General features: G+C 59.1%; 20 protein-coding genes. 13 read left to right on the forward strand and 7 right to left on the reverse strand.

Going from position 1 to position 17,531, the window contains the following annotated elements:
* Window positions 1–15 precede the first annotated feature (15 nt).
* The 3 genes from ahpF to BW43_RS19160 form a co-directional block, all read right to left on the reverse strand.
* On the reverse strand, window positions 16–1,581 hold the full coding sequence (ahpF, locus tag BW43_RS19170) for an alkyl hydroperoxide reductase subunit F (RefSeq protein ID WP_032885700.1): 1,566 nt from the start codon (window positions 1,579–1,581) through the stop codon (window positions 16–18).
* Window positions 1,582–1,704: 123 nt separating this feature from the next.
* Window positions 1,705–2,268, reverse strand: a complete 564-nt coding sequence (gene ahpC / locus BW43_RS19165) for an alkyl hydroperoxide reductase subunit C (protein WP_032885701.1) — start codon at window positions 2,266–2,268, stop codon at window positions 1,705–1,707.
* Between the two features lie 133 nt (window positions 2,269–2,401).
* Entirely contained in the window at window positions 2,402–3,334 is a 933-nt protein-coding gene (locus BW43_RS19160; protein ID WP_032885702.1) for a site-specific integrase, read from the reverse strand.
* Between the two features lie 170 nt (window positions 3,335–3,504).
* Between BW43_RS19160 and BW43_RS19155 the strand changes: the two genes are divergently transcribed.
* Complete coding sequence (locus tag BW43_RS19155) at window positions 3,505–4,512, forward strand: DNA-binding protein (RefSeq protein ID WP_032885703.1); 1,008 nt, start codon at window positions 3,505–3,507, stop codon at window positions 4,510–4,512.
* On the opposite strand, the gene gorA is transcribed toward BW43_RS19155, so the two are convergent.
* A complete protein-coding gene (gene gorA, locus BW43_RS19150) occupies window positions 4,513–5,871 on the reverse strand; it encodes a glutathione-disulfide reductase (protein WP_032885704.1) in 1,359 nt (452 codons plus the stop codon). It abuts the gene before it with no gap.
* Window positions 5,872–5,970: 99 nt separating this feature from the next.
* On the reverse strand, window positions 5,971–6,810 hold the full coding sequence (gene galU / locus BW43_RS19145; protein WP_003212579.1) for a UTP--glucose-1-phosphate uridylyltransferase GalU: 840 nt from the start codon (window positions 6,808–6,810) through the stop codon (window positions 5,971–5,973).
* Window positions 6,811–7,120: 310 nt separating this feature from the next.
* Here galU and BW43_RS19140 point away from each other — a divergent pair, with 310 nt between their 5' ends.
* Both BW43_RS19140 and BW43_RS19135 read left to right on the forward strand, forming a co-directional pair.
* Window positions 7,121–7,306, forward strand: a complete 186-nt coding sequence (locus BW43_RS19140; RefSeq protein WP_003191311.1) for a hypothetical protein — start codon at window positions 7,121–7,123, stop codon at window positions 7,304–7,306.
* Window positions 7,307–7,449: 143 nt separating this feature from the next.
* Complete coding sequence (locus BW43_RS19135) at window positions 7,450–7,731, forward strand: hypothetical protein (protein WP_032885705.1); 282 nt, start codon at window positions 7,450–7,452, stop codon at window positions 7,729–7,731.
* Window positions 7,732–7,738: 7 nt separating this feature from the next.
* Here the strand turns inward: BW43_RS19135 and BW43_RS19130 are convergent, their stop codons facing one another.
* Both BW43_RS19130 and BW43_RS19125 read right to left on the reverse strand, forming a co-directional pair.
* Complete coding sequence (locus BW43_RS19130) at window positions 7,739–7,969, reverse strand: hypothetical protein (RefSeq protein ID WP_032885706.1); 231 nt, start codon at window positions 7,967–7,969, stop codon at window positions 7,739–7,741.
* A gap of 22 nt (window positions 7,970–7,991) precedes the next feature.
* Window positions 7,992–8,345, reverse strand: a complete 354-nt coding sequence (locus BW43_RS19125) for a hypothetical protein (protein ID WP_032885707.1) — start codon at window positions 8,343–8,345, stop codon at window positions 7,992–7,994.
* 213 nt (window positions 8,346–8,558) lie between these two features.
* Here BW43_RS19125 and BW43_RS19120 point away from each other — a divergent pair, with 213 nt between their 5' ends.
* The 10 genes from BW43_RS19120 to BW43_RS19080 all read left to right on the forward strand — a co-directional run bounded on the left by BW43_RS19120 (window position 8,559) and on the right by BW43_RS19080 (window position 17,498).
* On the forward strand, window positions 8,559–8,861 hold the full coding sequence (locus BW43_RS19120) for a DUF1883 domain-containing protein (RefSeq protein WP_003173824.1): 303 nt from the start codon (window positions 8,559–8,561) through the stop codon (window positions 8,859–8,861).
* 25 nt (window positions 8,862–8,886) lie between these two features.
* Entirely contained in the window at window positions 8,887–9,051 is a 165-nt protein-coding gene (locus BW43_RS28920; RefSeq protein WP_095184721.1) for a hypothetical protein, read from the forward strand.
* Between the two features lie 4 nt (window positions 9,052–9,055).
* Window positions 9,056–9,721, forward strand: coding sequence for a DNA oxidative demethylase AlkB (gene alkB / locus BW43_RS19115; protein WP_032885708.1), 666 nt, complete (start codon window positions 9,056–9,058; stop codon window positions 9,719–9,721).
* A gap of 75 nt (window positions 9,722–9,796) precedes the next feature.
* Complete coding sequence (ada, locus tag BW43_RS19110) at window positions 9,797–10,843, forward strand: bifunctional DNA-binding transcriptional regulator/O6-methylguanine-DNA methyltransferase Ada (protein ID WP_032885710.1); 1,047 nt, start codon at window positions 9,797–9,799, stop codon at window positions 10,841–10,843.
* Window positions 10,844–10,949: 106 nt separating this feature from the next.
* On the forward strand, window positions 10,950–12,008 hold the full coding sequence (locus BW43_RS19105; RefSeq protein ID WP_032885711.1) for a nitronate monooxygenase family protein: 1,059 nt from the start codon (window positions 10,950–10,952) through the stop codon (window positions 12,006–12,008).
* Window positions 12,009–12,125: 117 nt separating this feature from the next.
* Window positions 12,126–12,884 (forward strand): molybdate ABC transporter substrate-binding protein, encoded by a 759-nt coding sequence (gene modA, locus BW43_RS19100; protein ID WP_032885712.1) that lies wholly within the window; start codon window positions 12,126–12,128, stop codon window positions 12,882–12,884.
* Window positions 12,885–13,565: a molybdate ABC transporter permease subunit gene (gene modB / locus BW43_RS19095; RefSeq protein ID WP_032885713.1), complete on the forward strand. Its 681-nt coding sequence runs from the start codon at window positions 12,885–12,887 to the stop codon at window positions 13,563–13,565. It abuts the gene before it with no gap.
* Window positions 13,566–13,570: 5 nt separating this feature from the next.
* On the forward strand, window positions 13,571–14,650 hold the full coding sequence (modC, locus tag BW43_RS19090) for a molybdenum ABC transporter ATP-binding protein (RefSeq protein WP_032885752.1): 1,080 nt from the start codon (window positions 13,571–13,573) through the stop codon (window positions 14,648–14,650).
* Window positions 14,651–14,722: 72 nt separating this feature from the next.
* Entirely contained in the window at window positions 14,723–15,751 is a 1,029-nt protein-coding gene (locus tag BW43_RS19085; protein ID WP_032885714.1) for a DNA topoisomerase IB, read from the forward strand.
* A gap of 124 nt (window positions 15,752–15,875) precedes the next feature.
* Window positions 15,876–17,498: an ABC-F family ATP-binding cassette domain-containing protein gene (locus BW43_RS19080; RefSeq protein WP_032885753.1), complete on the forward strand. Its 1,623-nt coding sequence runs from the start codon at window positions 15,876–15,878 to the stop codon at window positions 17,496–17,498.
* Window positions 17,499–17,531 lie beyond the last annotated feature (33 nt).

Raw genomic sequence — 17,531 nt, forward strand, 5'->3', positions numbered from 1 at the left:
TTTCCAGCCGGGTAGTTACGCTGGCGCGGAGGTGCGGATCAGGTGATCAAAAGCACTCAGGGAAGCCTTGGCGCCCTCGCCTACTGCAATCACGATCTGCTTGTACGGCACGGTCGTCACGTCACCCGCGGCAAACACACCGGGCAGTGAAGTTTCGCCACGCGCATCAACGATGATTTCGCCACGCGGGGTCAACTCTACGGTGCCTTTGAGCCAGTCGGTGTTAGGCAGCAGGCCGATCTGCACGAAGATACCTTCCAGGTCGATGGTCTTGAACTCGCCGCTGTCACGATCCTTGTATGCCAGGCCCGTGACTTTCTGGCCATCGCCTTTGACTTCACTGGTCAGCGCACTGGTGATCACGTCAACATTCGGCAGGCTGTACAGCTTGCGCTGCAACACCGCATCGGCGCGCAGCTTGCTATCGAACTCCAGCAAGGTTACGTGGCTCACGATGCCCGCCAAGTCGATGGCTGCTTCCACGCCGGAGTTACCGCCGCCGATCACCGCCACACGCTTGCCTTTGAACAACGGACCATCGCAATGCGGGCAGAAGCATACGCCTTTGGCTTTGTATTCCTGCTCGCCTGGCACGCCCATTTCACGCCAGCGGGCGCCAGTGGCCAAAATCACGGTCTTGGACTTGAGCGTCGCGCCGCTTTCAAAACGAATCTCGTGCAAGTCACCAGGGTTTTTCGCCGGGACCAGGCTGCTGGCACGTTGCAGATTCATGATATCCACGTCGTACTGACGCACATGAGCCTCCAGTGCGCTGGCCAGTTTCGGCCCCTCGGTTTCCTGTACCGAGATGAAGTTCTCGATGGACATGGTGTCCAGCACCTGACCACCAAAACGCTCGGCGGCAACACCGGTGCGGATGCCTTTACGCGCAGCATAGATAGCGGCCGCTGAACCGGCTGGACCACCGCCGACGACGAGTACGTCAAAGGCGTCTTTGGCGCTGATTTTTTCGGCGGCTTTTTCAATACCGCTGGTGTCGAGCTTGGCGAGAATTTCTTCCAGGCCCATGCGGCCCTGGCCGAAGTTCACGCCATTGAGGTACACACTTGGCACCGCCATGATCTGGCGTTCGTCGACTTCAGCCTGGAACAGCGCACCGTCGATGGCGACGTGACGGATGTTCGGGTTGAGAACGGCCATCAGGTTCAGCGCCTGGACCACGTCCGGGCAGTTCTGGCACGACAGCGAGAAGTAAGTCTCGAAGCTGAACTCACCTTTAAGGGCGCGAATCTGTTCAATCACTTCGACACTGGCCTTCGACGGGTGGCCACCGACTTGCAGCAGGGCCAGCACCAGCGAAGTAAATTCATGGCCCATAGGGATGCCGGCGAAACGCAGGCTGATATCTGCACCTGGGCGGTTGATGGAGAACGACGGTTTGCGCGCGTCATCGCCATCGGTTTTCAGGGCGATCAGCGTGGTGAGGCTGGTTACGTCCTGCAGAAGGGCAAGCATTTCCTGGGATTTCGCGCCGTCATCGAGGGAGGCGACGATCTCGATCGGCTGGGTGACCCGTTCCAGGTATGACTTCAACTGAGCTTTAAGATTGGCGTCCAACATACGGGCGATTTCCTTTAATTCTGGGTATAAAAAAACGCCCGAGCGAATCTCGCCCGGGCGTTTTTGAGGGCGGTTGCAGCTTACTTGGTAGGTGCGGAAACCCGCCCTTGATGCTTCATAGACTTAGATCTTGCCGACCAGGTCCAGGGACGGAGCCAAGGTGGCCTCGCCTTCTTTCCACTTGGCTGGGCACACTTCGCCTGGGTGGGCAGCGACGTACTGGGCAGCTTTGATTTTGCGCAGCAGCTCGGAAGCGTCACGGCCAACACCGCCGTCGTTCAGTTCAACGATCTTGATCTGACCTTCTGGGTTGATCACGAACGTACCGCGATCTGCCAGGCCAGCTTCTTCGATCAGCACGTCGAAGTTGCGGGAGATGGTCAGGGTTGGGTCGCCGATCATGGTGTATTGGATCTTGCCGATGGCTGGCGAGGTGTTGTGCCAGGCAGCGTGGGCAAAATGGGTGTCGGTGGAAACGCTGTAGATTTCGACGCCCAGTTTCTGGAATTCGGCGTGGTTGTCAGCCAGGTCTTCCAGCTCGGTTGGGCAAACGAAGGTGAAGTCGGCTGGGTAGAAGAAGAACACCGACCACTTACCTTTCAGGTCAGCATCAGACACGTCTACGAAGTTGCCGTTTTTGAACGCGGTAGCTTTGAACGGTTTTACTTGGCTGTTGATGATAGGCATCGTTGACTCTCCGTCAGGGGTTAAGAAGTTGATGGGGTGAATCCTACCCACTCTTTCCGACGCTGGCTCATTGGCAAACCTGATGCTGACGATTGGTTTTCCCTATCAGGAGACTGTATTAATAGAAGAAATCTCAAAGCAGCGGTTGAGTGGCCAATGTCATGCCAAGAAAGGGCGTCGCTTCAACATAGCGCATGGCGGATTTCATGTCGTTCCAGCCGACGTAACTCATCAACGACTTTAAATCCCAGCCGCTGCGATGGGCCCAGGTGGCAAAGCCCCGACGCAAGGAATGGCTGGTGTACTGCTCGGCGGCGATGCCTGCGCGCTCCAGCGCCTGACGCAGCAACGGGATCACGCTGTTGGGGTGCAAGCCCTCCTCGCCCAGGTTGCCCCAACGGTCGATGCCCCGGAATACCGGACCACGCACCAGCGCTGCTGCGCTGAGCCATTCGCTGTAGGCCTGAACAGGGCACAGGCGCAGCAGCGCAGGCGTGTGATAGGTCTTGCCGAGGTTGTCGCGGTCACTTTTGCTGCGCGGAAGGTACAGGCTGATGCCGGTTCCGGGTGTGGCCTGAACATGTTCAATGCTCAGTCGACACAACTCATCGCTACGAAAGCCACGCCAGAAGCCGAGCAGGATTAACGCGGTGTCGCGCTTGGCACGCAGCAAGCGCGGCTGATCGTGTGCGTGGGCTGCCTCCCGCGCTTCAGCATCAAGCGATGCAACCACCTGCTCCAAATGCTTGAGCTGCAATGGCTCGGCCTGCTTCTCCTGCACAGGGTGCACGGCGCGAATCCCCTTGAGCACTTTGCGTACCACGGGGGCTTTGGTCGGGTCGGGGAACCCCTGGCTGGTGTGCCATTGCGCAAGCGCCGACAGCCTCAGCTTCAGGGTGTTAACCGCAAGCACGCCCGCATGGGCCGCCAGATAGCGCGCCACGCTGTCACTGGTGGCCGGCAGAAACCCGCCCCAGCTGACTTCAAAGTGCTCGATCGCCGCGCGGTAGCTACGGCGTGTGTTGTCGCGGGTGGCAGCGTTGAGATAACGATCAAGATCGCTCATGGGAGGCCTATTCGTACTGCGGGCATGCGTTTCTGCGCGTGAAGCGCTTATGACGCGGGATAATACGCCAATATCCCATCTGAGAAAGCTTGATTTTTAAGGACTTTATATTCGTGATATAGTACGTATATACATACCATGTACCACAATACTAAATCGACGGAGACCCCATGGCTCGCGGCGGCATAAACAAAGCAGTAGTTCAAACGGCACGCCTGGCGATCCTTGCCCGCGGCGAGAACCCAAGCATCGACGCAGTACGCATCGAAATGGGCAATACCGGTTCGAAAACCACGATCCATCGCTACCTGAAGGAGCTGGACGACAGCGAAAGTCGCCTAACCATCACCGAAGCGCCGATTGACGACGAGCTGGGTGAACTGGTTTCGCGACTGGCTCAGCGCTTAAAAGAGAAGGCTCAAGAGCCGATTGACCTGGCCTTGGCGCAGTTCGAACAGCAGAAAGCTGCCCTGCTTGCCGAGCTCGACGCGCTTCAAGAGGCCCACGGCCAACTCAAGCAGCAATTCGATATTCAGGCCGCGGCGCTGGCAGAAGAAAGCGCTGCGCTGCAAACAGCCAGTACTAGTCTTCAGACCGAGCAAACCCGTAATGCAGGGCTTAGCCAGGCGTGCAGTGATTACGAGCTGAGGATTAGCGATAAGGACGAACAGATTCGCTCACTGGAAGAAAAGCACCTTCACGCCCGCGACGCGCTGGAGCACTACCGCAATGCGATCAAGGAGCAACGCGAGCAGGAGCAGCGGCGCCATGAAGGCCAGTTGCAGCAGGTACAGGCGGAACTGCGCCAGGCCCAACAAAGCGCTATGGTGCGCCAGGATGAGATCACTCAACTGCATCGCGACAACGAGCGCCTACTGATCGAACATCGGGTGACGGCGAAGGAATTGACGACGCTGCAGGAGCAAGCCCGCAAAGATCAAGCGCAGCAGGCGAAGCTGAGCGAACAGATGAGCCAGATAGATAGCGAGCGCGCCCTGCTTCAAGAGCGTCTGCGGGTAGCCGTACTGGAAAGCCAGTCACGCCAGGAAGCGCTGACCGAACACCAGCACGCCAACAAGACCCTGGAACTGGACCTTATCAAGGCTCAGGCCAGTATCGAGGCATTGCGACTGGCGGCCGTCGTTGCAACGGCGCCAGAGGCAACACCTAAAGCCTGATCAGTCCGCCACAGGCGTGCGCATGGTGACGAACTCTTCCGCCGCCGTAGGGTGCACGCCGATGGTTTCATCGAAGTGACGCTTGGTGGCGCCGGCCTTGAGCGCAATCGCAAGGCCCTGGACGATCTCACCGGCGTCCGGGCCGACCATATGGCAACCCAGCACCTTGTCGGTGTCGGCATCAACCACCAATTTCATCAGGGTTTTCTCCTGGCAATCCGTCAGGGTCAACTTCATTGGCCGGAAACGGCTTTCGAAGATCTGCACCTTATGGCCGTTCTTTTTCGCCTCTTCTTCCGTCAAGCCGACAGTGCCGATATTCGGCAAGCTGAATACCGCCGTCGGAATCATTGCGTAATCCACCGGGCGATATTGCTCAGGTTTGAACAAACGACGCGCCACGGCCATACCTTCAGCCAGCGCCACCGGCGTCAGCTGCACGCGACCGATCACATCACCGATAGCCAGAATTGATGCTTCGGTGGTTTCGTACAGGTCATTGACCTGAACAAAGCCGCGCTCATCCAACGTGACGCCTGTGTTTTCCAGCCCCAGGTTATCCAGCATCGGACGCCGGCCCGTGGCGTAGAAGACGCAATCGGTTTCCAGTACACGACCATCCTTCAGGGTGGCCTTAAGGCTACCGTCGGCTTGTTTTTCAATGCGTTCGATATCGGCATTGAATTGCAGGTCCAGGCCACGCTTGGTCAGCTCTTCCTGCAGGTGCTTGCGCACCGCACCATCAAAACCACGCAGGAACAGATCGCCGCGATACAGCAGCGACGTCTTAGCACCCAGCCCATGGAAAATACCCGCGAACTCAACGGCGATATAACCACCACCAACGACCAGCACGCGCTTGGGCAGCTCTTTAAGGAAGAACGCCTCGTTGGAGCCGATGGCGTGCTCACGCCCTGGAATATCCGGAATCTGCGGCCAGCCGCCAGTTGCGATCAGGATGTGTTTGGCGGTGAAACGCTCGCCATTGATCTCCACTTGATGTGGATCAACCAAGCGCGCATGCCCTTCATGCAGGGTCACGCCACTGTTGACCAGCAAGTTGCGGTAGATGCCATTGAGGCGGTTGATCTCGCGATCCTTGTTGGCGATCAGCGTCGCCCAATCAAAATTCGCCTCCCCAAGGGACCAGCCAAAGCCACTGGCCTGCTCGAAGTCTTCGGCAAAATGCGCGCCGTACACCAACAGCTTCTTAGGTACGCAGCCCACGTTAACGCAGGTGCCGCCCAAATAACGGCTTTCCGCCACGGCTACCTTGGCGCCAAAGCCCGCAGCAAAGCGCGCCGCACGAACACCGCCGGAACCGGCGCCAATTACATACAGATCAAAATCGTAGGCCATTTCACTCTCCTCGGCAGGACATCAGCATACCGACTTACATGGGGCTGAAAAACGAAAAAGCCACCCGAAGGTGGCTTTTTAGCAGCGGGCAAGCGTGAATCAGTAAGCCTTGCCAGTCTTGTAGAAGTGCTCGTAGCAGAAGTTGGTTGCTTCGATGTAGCCTTCGGCGCCACCGCAGTCAAAACGACGACCCTTGAACTTGTACGCGATCACGCAACCGTCTTTGGCCTGCTTCAACAGGGCGTCGGTGATTTGGATTTCACCACCCTTGCCTGGCTCGGTTTCTTCGATCAGCTTGAAGATGTCCGGAGTCAGGATGTAACGACCGATGATCGCCAGGTTCGACGGTGCATCTTCAGGCGCCGGCTTCTCAACCATGTCGCGTACGCGGATCAGGCCATCACCAATGTCGTCACCGGCGATCACGCCGTACTTGTTGGTCTCTTGAGGATCAACTTCTTGAACCGCAACGATGGTGCAACGGTATTTCTGGTACAGCTTGACCATTTGGGTCAGTACGCCGTCGCCTTCCAGGTTCACACACAGGTCGTCCGCGAGCACCACGGCGAACGGTTCGTCACCGATCAGCGGGCGACCGGTCAGGATGGCGTGGCCAAGGCCTTTCATCTGGGTCTGACGGGTGTAGGAGAACGAGCACTCGTCCAGCAGCTTGCGGATACCGACCAGGTATTTTTCCTTGTCGGTGCCCTTGATTTGGTTTTCCAGCTCGTAGCTGATGTCGAAGTGGTCTTCCAGGGCGCGTTTACCACGACCGGTAACGATGGAGATTTCGTTCAGACCGGCATCCAATGCCTCTTCGACGCCGTACTGAATCAGTGGCTTGTTTACCACCGGCAGCATCTCTTTAGGCATGGCCTTGGTCGCTGGCAAGAAGCGAGTGCCGTAACCGGCTGCTGGGAACAAGCATTTCTTGATCATATAAGTCCTTACAAAGGGCTGTGCGTACGGAATTCGGCGCAGTCTAATCACGCCGCAGTCACCTTACAATGGGTCCTGCTGGCGTTGCGATGTCAACATAGAGAAAAAATGTCGGCGTAAGTTCCACTTATCTTACGAAGAACGTTTGCACCGCCACGGCAAAAAATGCCCCCGCGCCCCTGTTTAAAAGAGCGTAAACCCTTTTAGCACGCTTTCAAGGCCGGAACACTGCCTTGGAATAACTTGCGCGGCTGCTCGGCATTTGGCGCTATCATGATGACCTTGAACCAGACCACGAGATTGTTAATAGATGTCAGAACCCAAAGGCGTGAACGGCTACCTGATCACCAAGCGAGCAGACGGCTGGCACCTGATCAACTTCCACGGCGACAGCGTCGCGGGCGTTTTCGAGACCGAGAGCATGGCGATTGCCGTAGCCGAAGTGTTTGTGGATGAAGCGGGCCACGCGTCGAGTAAACGACCGAAGACCAAGTAAGCCTACAGGCCTACGCAAAAAGCCCCCGATTCAAGGGGCTTTTTTTGTGTTTATCTGTACCTAGATGGCAGTTCGCTATAATCTGCCGAAAACGCCCCACGACAGTGTCAGCGCCCTTCCCACACCCTCGACGACGAACACTCATGAACAAACTTCTGGCACTGACTGCGGTACTGGCGCTTGCCGGCTGCACCACCACTTCCGATGTCTACCTAAAAAACGGCGAGCAAGGCCTGACCATCGACTGCTCCGGCGAAGCCAACTCTTGGGCCAGCTGCTACGAAAAAGCCGACGCCTCCTGCGCAGGCACCGGCTATCGCATCGTCGGCACAGAGGGCACGCCATCCTTGAAGGAAAGCGACAAGACCTTGGGCCAGGACGTCGGCAATTTTAAAAACCGCAGTGTGGTGGTGGTCTGCAAGTAACTGCAGGCTACAAGTGGATCTCGGCAAACTTGATGCCCAGCTCCCTTAGGATCTCGGTCAGCTCATCAAGGCTGGCAAAGGATTCGACCTCATCCTGATCATCGACCAGGAAATAACTGCGCCCCCCGCTTTTTTTGAAGAACACGATCCATTCGCCAAGGTCGGCAGGATTCTGGATGACATGGGTCGCCGAGATTTGCCCCTCGGCATGCCGGGCTTGGACGTGTTCACGCTTCATATCTGATTTTTCCACAACGGCATCAGCCAGAAATGCATTCTTCCCCGGCCTTCTTTACGTCGCCCGGGCGGATCGGCACGTTGGACATGCTCTCGTACAGCTTGATGCTGCTGCCACTGGAACGCTCGTCAATTTCGAAAATCGCCGAAGGATCGGCCGAGAACTTCTGTGGAACGATCACCTGCACGCCACCGTCCTTATGCGGCTCGATCTGGGGCGGCCGGCGGGTAGTAGATAGTTTCCGAACCACACACGCGGCGTATTCCTGAGGTTTCTTCCCCGAAATGACCGCCAGCGTCGGTGGGGTCTGCTTGATATCTGCAACCGAAGCACACCCACCTATCGCCAAGGCCAGAACCAACACACTCCACTTCATACAAAATCTCCACTTAAAGACCCTACGACAGCCGAGATGGTAATTTTCTCCCGCCCACGTAGGATTTATCCCTGATTACTCGGTAAATAACTGTTTTAAATTGTCGACGACGTTGAAGACAGGCCGATAATAAACGCGCTGGGGCTGATAAACTCCATCTTAACCTACGTATCGTTCTGATTTTTCAGAAAAAGCCCTTCTGGAGACACCCTCATGAAATTCATTCACCAGCGCGAGCACCTCAATGAGGGAGATATCGTCGTCATCGAATGCTCGCAGACTTGCAATATCCGCCTGATGAGCGATGCGAATTTTCGCAGCTTTAAAAATGGCGGCCGTCACACTTACCACGGCGGCGCGTTCGACAAGTTTCCCGCCAAAATCACTGCTCCCAGCACCGGATTTTGGAACATTACCCTGGATGTAGTGACCCGCCGCGCCATCAGCGTTACGCGCAAACCCGCGCTGTCCCACAAGATTCGCATTGTACGTCGCACCAGCACCAAGCTGAGCTGATTCGAACACGCCACAGGAAATCACCGTGACCACCACCAAATACGTAATCAAGTACAAACTCAACGGCGAACGCCGCTTTGAGTTCGCCCAACTGACGACCAACAGCGTGGAAGAGGCCTTGCAGGCTTTGGCGAAAATCCATGATGCCAGTGATGTGATCACCGACATCAACGTGAGCAAGGCGCTGTAAGAACATGCCCGGCCCCACAGCCGACCTTTTCGCCGATGACGCCTTGCAACAACCCGCAGGGCGCGAGCAAATTGGTGAACAGTCCTACGTATTACGGGGCTTCGCCCTGCCGTGGATTGAGCGGCTTCTGCCCGAGTTGCGGCGCGTGCTGGCTCAATCCCCATTTCGGCAAATGGTCACCCCTGGTGGTTTCACCATGTCCGCGGCGCTGAGCAGTTGCGGCGCCCTGGGTTGGACCACCGACACCAGCGGTTACCGCTACAGCCCGCTTGATCCGCGCAGTCAACAACCGTGGCCGGCACTGCCCGATGTTTTGCGACAACTTGCCGTCCTAGCGGCGGCAGACGCCGGGTTTATCGACTTCGCGCCCGACGCTTGCCTGATCAACCGCTACATACCAGGCGCCAAAATGTCGCTGCATCAAGACAAGAATGAACGTCAGTACAGCGCGCCCGTGGTGTCGGTTTCGCTGGGGTTACCGGCGATTTTCCTTTTTGGTGGACACCAGCGCAGTGACAAAACCCAAAAGGTCTCGCTGTTCCATGGCGACGTGGTTGTCTGGGGCGGCGTTGATCGCCTGCGTTTTCATGGTGTGATGCCGATCAAGGAAGGCGTGCACCCGATCATGGGCCCGCAACGCATCAACCTGACTTTTCGCACCGCTGGCTAATTTGAGCGCAAGCTTCGGAGTGCCTGACCGGCGCGGCACGGCTAATCTGGCCGGGATCCGTCAAGAGTGCCGAACATGACTACCGAACAAGATCCGCGCTGGGCGGCGATACTCGCCCGTGATTCCAAGGCCGACACGCTGTTCGTCTACGGTGTGAAAACCACCGGCGTGTATTGCCGTCCCAGCAGCGTCTCGCGCTTGCCGCGCCCGGAAAATATCGAATTCTTCGACACACCCGCGCAGGCCGAAGCCGCCGGTTATCGTCCCAGCAAACGCGCCGCCGGTGATCAGACTCAACGGGCCGCGCGAGACGCACAACGGGTGGCCGACGCCTGCCGCCATATCGAGCAGGCAGAAATCCCACCCAACCTCAACACCCTCGCCACCCTCGCCGGGCTGAGCCCTTTCCATTTCCATCGGATCTTCAAAGCCGTCACCGGCTTGACGCCGAAGGGCTACGCCAGCGCACATCGCTCACAAAAAGTGCGCAACGGACTCAAGGCAAAACAGACGGTGACCAATGCCTTGTACGACGCTGGCTTCAACTCTAATAGCCGCTTTTATGAATCAGCCGACCAGTTGCTGGGGATGAAACCCAGTGACTACAAGGCCGGCGGCACCAACAGTGCAATCCTGTTTGCTGTCGGAGAATGTTCACTGGGTTCGATTCTGGTGGCCCAGAGCAGCCGCGGGGTGTGCGCGATCCTGCTAGGGGATGAGCCGGACCAACTGGTACGTGACCTGCAAGACCAGTTTCCCAACGCTGACCTGGTGGGAGCCGACCACAACTTCGAACAGCTGATCGCACACGTCGTAGGTTTCATCGAGGCACCCGCCCTCGGGCTGGATTTGCCGTTGGACCTGCGCGGCACCGCATTCCAGCAACGGGTCTGGCAGGCGTTGCGCGATATACCGGTAGGCGACACCGCGAGCTATGGGCAAATTGCCGAGCGCATTGGCGCGCCCAAGTCGTTCCGGGCTGTAGCCCAGGCCTGCGGCGCTAACTGTTTGGCGGTCGCGATTCCGTGTCACCGCGTGGTACGCAGCAATGGTGATCTGTCCGGCTATCGCTGGGGCGTTGAGCGCAAGCAGCAATTGCTCGACCGTGAACGCGACCACTAAACCCGCACGAAAACGCAACGTCGTCCAGTGAATAAAACGGACTGGCCGCACGGCGGATGCCCTGCTAAAACAGCGAAAAGTCCGACGATCGCTGGAGACGCACCCCATGAGCAACTGGCCAGACACGCGCATTCTCGACCTATTGGGCATCGACCTGCCCATCATTCAGGCGCCCATGGCCGGTGCCACTACCGCTGCAATGGTCATTGCGGCCTGCCAAGCCGGTGCACTCGGCTCAATGCCTGCGGCGACACTGACTATCGAGCAACTGCGCGAGGCACTGACCACTATTCGCCACGCCAGCGCCCGCCCTATCAACGTCAACTTCTTCTGCCACCAGCCGCCCGAAGCAGATGAAGCGCGGGATCGCCGCTGGAAGGCGTTGCTGGAGCCTTACTACCGTGAATTAGGCGCTGACTTTGAAGCGCCTACCCCTGTCAGTGACCGCGCCCCGTTCAACGACGCTGCCTGCCGGGTAGTGGAAGAATTCCGACCCGAAGTCGTCAGTTTCCACTTCGGCCTGCCGGAAACATCCTTGTTGGACCGGGTAAAAGCCACCGGCGCCCGGGTGTTGTCGTCGGCCACCACCGTGGAAGAGGCCGTTTGGCTTGAACAGCACGGTTGCGACGCAATTATCGCCATGGGCAGTGAGGCCGGCGGGCATAGAGGATTATTCCTCAGTGATGACCTCAACACGCAGATAGGTCTGTTCGCCCTCTTACCCCAGATCGTCGACGCCGTGAAGGTGCCAGTGATTGCCGCCGGTGGTGTTGGCGATGCACGGGGTATTGTCGCGGCGTTTGCCTTGGGGGCGAGCGCGGTACAAATCGGCACCGCGTATTTATTCACGCCTGAAGCGACGGTCAGCGCGTCCCATCACCGCGCACTGCGTCACGCACAGGCCAGCGAAACTGCGCTGACCAACCTGTTCACCGGCCGTCCGGCGCGAGGCATCGTCAACCGGGTGATGCGTGAACTGGGTGCAATCAACCCGGCAGCACCCGCGTTTCCGCGTGCTGGCGGCGCTTTGATGCCCCTCAAGGCCAAGGATGAAGCGGGTTTCAGCAACCTGTGGTCAGGCCAGGCACTGCGCCTTGGCAAAGACATGACGACCTACGACCTGACCCGCGAACTGGCCGAACAAACGCTGGCCAAACTTAAATAGCCCAGAAATAGGTGGCAACTTTGCGCTGTACCGGCGATGGCTAACCGCTATATATTCCAATACATAGCGGTTAGCCCTTCTCCCTAGAACAAGCCGTACATCCCAAGGAGCTGCTTCATGATGATTCACGCCTCACGCCTTGCCTTGCTGGTCGCTGCATTCTCTTTCGGCTCCGCCCACGCTGATGAGGTGCAAGTGGCCGTCGCCGCCAACTTCACAGCGCCGATCCAGGCTATTGCCGCCGACTTCGAAAAAGACACCGGCCACAAGCTGGTTGCTGCCTACGGCGCGACCGGGCAGTTCTACACCCAGATCAAGAACGGTGCCCCGTTTGAACTGTTCCTCAGCGCCGACGACACCACCCCGCAAAAACTCGAAAGCGAAGGCGAAACCGTCAAAGGCACGCGCTTCACCTACGCCGTGGGCACCCTCGCGCTGTGGTCGGCCAAAGACGGCTATGTGGACGCCAAGGGTGAAGTCCTGAAGAAAAACGACTTCAAGCACCTGTCCATCGCCAACCCGAAAGCCGCACCTTACGGCCTGGCCGCGACCCAAGTACTGGCGAAAGAAGGCCTGACCGAGAAGGTCAAGGACAAGCTCGTCGAAGGCCAGAACATCACCCAGGCATTCCAGTTCGTGTCCACCGGCAACGCAGAGCTGGGTTTTGTCGCCTTGTCGCAGATCTATAAAGACGGCAAAGTCACCAGCGGTTCGGCGTGGATTGTGCCCGCAGCCATGCACGACCCGATCAAACAAGACGCGGTGATCCTCAACAAAGGCAAAGACAGCGCCGCTGCCAAAGCGCTGGTCGAGTACCTCAAAGGGCCGAAAGCCGCTGCCGTCATTAAGTCCTACGGTTACGAGCTGGCCGAATAAATGCCCCTATCGAGTGCCGATTTTTCCGCTATCTGGTTGACCATCAAACTGGCGTCACTGACCACCGTGATCCTGCTGGTCATCGGCACTCCAATTGCCCTGTGGCTGTCGCGCACCCGCTCCTGGTGGCGCGGTCCCATCGGCGCGATAGTGGCCCTGCCGCTGGTGTTGCCACCCACGGTAATCGGCTTTTACCTGCTGCTGACCATGGGCCCCCATGGCTACTTCGGCCAGTTCACCCAATGGCTCGGCCTGGGCACCCTCACCTTCAGTTTCGCCGGGCTCGTCATTGGTTCGGTGATCTATTCCATGCCGTTCGTGGTGCAGCCGTTGCAAAACGCCTTCTCCGCCATCGGCACTCGCCCATTGGAAGTGGCCGCGACCTTGCGCGCCAATCCATGGGATACATTCTTTACGGTCATCCTGCCCCTGGCGCGCCCGGGGTTTATCACTGCCTCGATCCTCGGATTTGCCCACACTGTCGGTGAGTTTGGCGTGGTGCTGATGATCGGCGGCAATATCCCGGACAAGACCCGCGTGGTCTCGGTGCAGATCTACGACCATGTTGAAGCCATGGAATACGCCCAGGCCCATTGGTTGGCCGGCGCCATGGTGGTGTTCGCGTTCCTCGTGTTGCTGGCGCTCTACTCCAGCCGTAAAACCAAGATGGGCTGGAGCTGATGTCGATGATTGATGTACGCCTGCAACTCAACTATTCCGGCTTTGCCCTGGAGGTGGACCTCCATCTTCCAGGGCGTGGTGTCACCGCGCTGTACGGGCATTCCGGTTCCGGCAAGACCACCTGCCTGCGCTGCATCGCCGGGCTGGAGCGCGCCGCCGACGGTTTTATCCAGGTCAACGATGACGTCTGGCAAGACAGCCGCAGCGGGTTGTTCGTGCCGCCCCATAAACGCGCGCTGGGTTATGTGTTTCAGGAGGCCAGCCTGTTCCCGCACTTGTCGGTGCGGGCCAATCTGGAGTTTGGTCTCAAACGCATTCCCCGCCAGCAGCGCCGGGTGGACATGGCCCAGGCCACGGAGCTGTTGGGGATCGGTCACCTCCTTGAGCGAAACCCCCAGCACTTGTCCGGCGGTGAACGCCAGCGCATCGGCATCGCCCGCGCCTTGCTCACCAGCCCGAAACTGCTGTTGATGGATGAACCGTTGGCCGCCCTCGACAGCCAGCGAAAAAATGAAATCCTGCCGTACCTGGAACGCCTGCACGACGAACTGGACATCCCGGTGCTGTACGTCAGCCATGCCCAGGATGAAGTCGCGCGCCTGGCCGACCACATCGTGCTGCTCAGTGACGGCAAGGCGTTGGCCAGCGGCCCGATCGGCGAAACCCTGGCGCGGCTCGACCTGCCGTTGGCGCGGGGCGACGATGCCGGCGTGGTGATCAACGGCACCGTCAGTGCCTATGACGCGGACTATCAGTTGCTGACGCTGCATCTGCCCGACAGCGCCCTGTCCATGCGCGTGGCCCATGCACCGCTGGCCGTGGGCAAAGCGCTGCGGGTCAAGGTGCAGGCGCGAGACGTCAGCCTCAGCCTGCAAGGATCGGAACCGAGCAGCATCCTCAACCGCTTGCCGGTAACGGTCATCCAGGAAATACCCGCAGACAACAGCGCCCACGTACTTGTACGCCTGGAAGCCGAGGGCACGCCCCTGCTGGCGCGCATCACCCGCTTCTCCCGCGACCAGTTGCACCTGCATCCGGGCCAGACGCTGTGGGCACAAATCAAGGCAGTCGCGGTACTGGCGTAACCATTTGGCACGACCGCAAAACGCTGTGGTCAATCAGACATACCGGCCTGATTTGTTGCCAAGGAACCCGCTATGCCTGACTCCGCGATCCCCGCCGACCTGCCCCGCGACCTGCATTACGTTGACGACACCCAGCCCGGCATTCGCCGCAAACATGTGCGCGGCAAGTTCCAGTATTTCAATGCCAAGGCTGAGCGCATCACAGACAAGGACGAAATCAAACGTCTGAACGCCCTCGCCGTCCCGCCCGCCTACACCGACGTGTGGATCTGCGCCGACCCGCGTGGCCATCTGCAAGCCACCGGACGCGACGCCCGTGGACGCAAGCAATACCGCTACCACCCACGCTGGCGCGAAGTGCGCGACACCGACAAATACTCACGCCTGCAAGCGTTCGGTAGCGCACTGCCCAAGCTGCGCAAGCAGCTGGAAGCGCAACTGGCCGAACCCGGTTTCACCCGAGAAAAAGTGCTGGCCACGGTGGTGATGCTGCTGGACGCCACCTTGATTCGAGTCGGCAATACCCAGTACGCACGCGACAACAAATCCTACGGTTTGACCACGCTGCGTAACCGCCATGTGGACGTCAAGGGCAGCGAGATTCAGTTCCAGTTTCGCGGCAAAAGCGGCGTGGAGCATCAGGTCAGCGTCAAGGATCGACGCTTGGCGAACGTGGTCAAGCGCTGCATGGAATTGCCCGGGCAGGATCTGTTTCAGTATCTGGACGAAGACGGCGAGCGGCGCACCGTCAGTTCCCATGATGTAAATGCGTACCTGCACAGCCTCACCGGCGCCGACTTCACCGCCAAGGACTATCGCACCTGGGCCGGCACCGCCATGGCGCTCGCCGTGTTGCGTGAGTTGGAGTGGCAGCCGGAATCCGACGCCAAACGGCATGTGGTGGCCATGGTCAAGGACGTGGCCCGGCAGTTGGGGAATACACCGGCAGTGTGCCGCAAGTGCTATATCCACCCGGCAGTGCTGGAGCATTTCAGCCTGGGCGAACTGCACACCTTACCCAAGCCTCGGGTGCGCAAAGGGCTTAAGGCTGAGGAAGTCGCACTGGCCATGTTCCTTGAACAGCTCGCCAAGGCGAGTTAGGCTCTGCCTCCTTTCTGCCCTATGGGATGACCGCCGACGTGAACCACTAAGCCTTCCAGAATGTACCTGCAACGAGCCGCCTGGCGTGCTTGTTGGCCTGTTCGACATTGCTTTGGAGGTGCTGATGACTCACGTCAACCGGCTGCCCGCGTTGGTTTCCCTGCAACACCTGTCTTTCCAATTCGCCAACGGCGAAACCCTGCTGGAAGACCTCACGCTGTCCATCGACCTTACGCCCACCGGGATTGTGGGGCGCAATGGCCGGGGCAAAAGTGTTCTCGCCAAGCTGATCGCCGGGTTGCTTTCACCCTCCTCCGGCGCGCTGGATCGCCCGCCAAACGTGGCATATGTGCCACAGGCGGTTGTCGTCGAACCGGGGGATACCGTCGCCCAACTCACGGGAATCGCAGACGCCTTGGCGGCGTTGGAGCGCATGGCCCAAGGCACCGCCAGCGTGGAAGATCTGGCATTGATCAATGAACGCTGGGACCTCGCCGACCGCTTACGCAGCGCTTTGGATACAGCGGGGTTGTCACAGCTAAGTGCCAGCACGCCTGCCGAGAAACTCAGCGGTGGCCAACTGGCGCGGCTTGTGGTGATCGGTGCGCTGTTGTCTGCGCCGCAGTTGCTGGTGCTTGATGAGCCCACCAACCACCTCGACAGCGCAGGCCGCTCGTGGCTGCTGCGGGTTCTGGCTGATTGGCGTGGCGGCCTGGTGGTGGTCAGCCATGATCGGCAGTTGCTCAATAGCCTGGGGCGCATCATCGAGCTGTCGCCCCTCGGCGTGCGGGTGTATGGCGGTAATTACGATGCCTATCGCGTGCAACGAGACAACCAACAGCAGGCCGCTGTCGCCGCATTGGAGCACGCACGCCTGGAGCGCAGCCGCGAACGCAAGCGCCTGCAAAAGGACCACGACAGCCTGCAACGCAACGCAGCCCACTCCCGCAAGCAGGCGCAAGTCGCCAACATTGACCGATTCACCAAGGCACGCTGGAAAGGCGCAGCCACACAAATCGTCAGCACCGTACGCAGCGCCCATCGGCACCGCAAAGAAGATCTGGACAGCCAAGTGCGCCAGGCTTACGAGCGGGTACAGGATGAGTCGACAACGTTGCTCGCGTTACCGGCGTCGACGGTGCCCAGCGGGCGCACAGTCGCGACCTTAATCGATGCCCAACTGCCGTGGCTGCCCGCGAGGTGCGTCAACATGCACCTCACAGGCCCGGTACGTGTCGCGGTGCATGGGCCGAACGGTTGCGGCAAGTCCACGCTGCTCAAGCTGTTGGCTGGCCAATGGCAAGCGGTCACGGGGCAATGCAGCGTGCACGTGCCCAGTGCCTACATTGATCAGCATCTCACCCTGCTGGACAACCAGCGCTCGATCATCGAACAGCTCAACCTGCTCGGTACGCCGCTGACCGAAGCCGAGTTGCGTGCGCGCCTGGCCTTGCTGCAACTGGACGCCCTGCGCGTGACACAACCCGCGGTGCAACTCAGCGGCGGCGAACGTTTGAAAGCCGCCATGGCGATTGCCCTATGGCGCCACGTGCCCGCGCAACTGTTGCTGCTCGACGAGCCTACCAATCACTTGGACCTGGAATCGGTGAGGGCTTTTGAGCAGGCGCTGCAAGGGTTTAGCGGAGCGATGGTGGTGGTGTCGCATGATGAAGCGTTTGTGCAGGCGATCGGGCCGACGCACTGCTTGAACTGGACGCAGGAGGGCTGGCGCCTGGAAGCTGCCTGAGGTCATTGCATGCGTGGTCAAAGCGCCCTACCG

It is taken from the genome of Pseudomonas sp. RIT357, assembly GCF_000632245.1.
Lineage (GTDB): Bacteria > Pseudomonadota > Gammaproteobacteria > Pseudomonadales > Pseudomonadaceae > Aquipseudomonas > Aquipseudomonas sivasensis.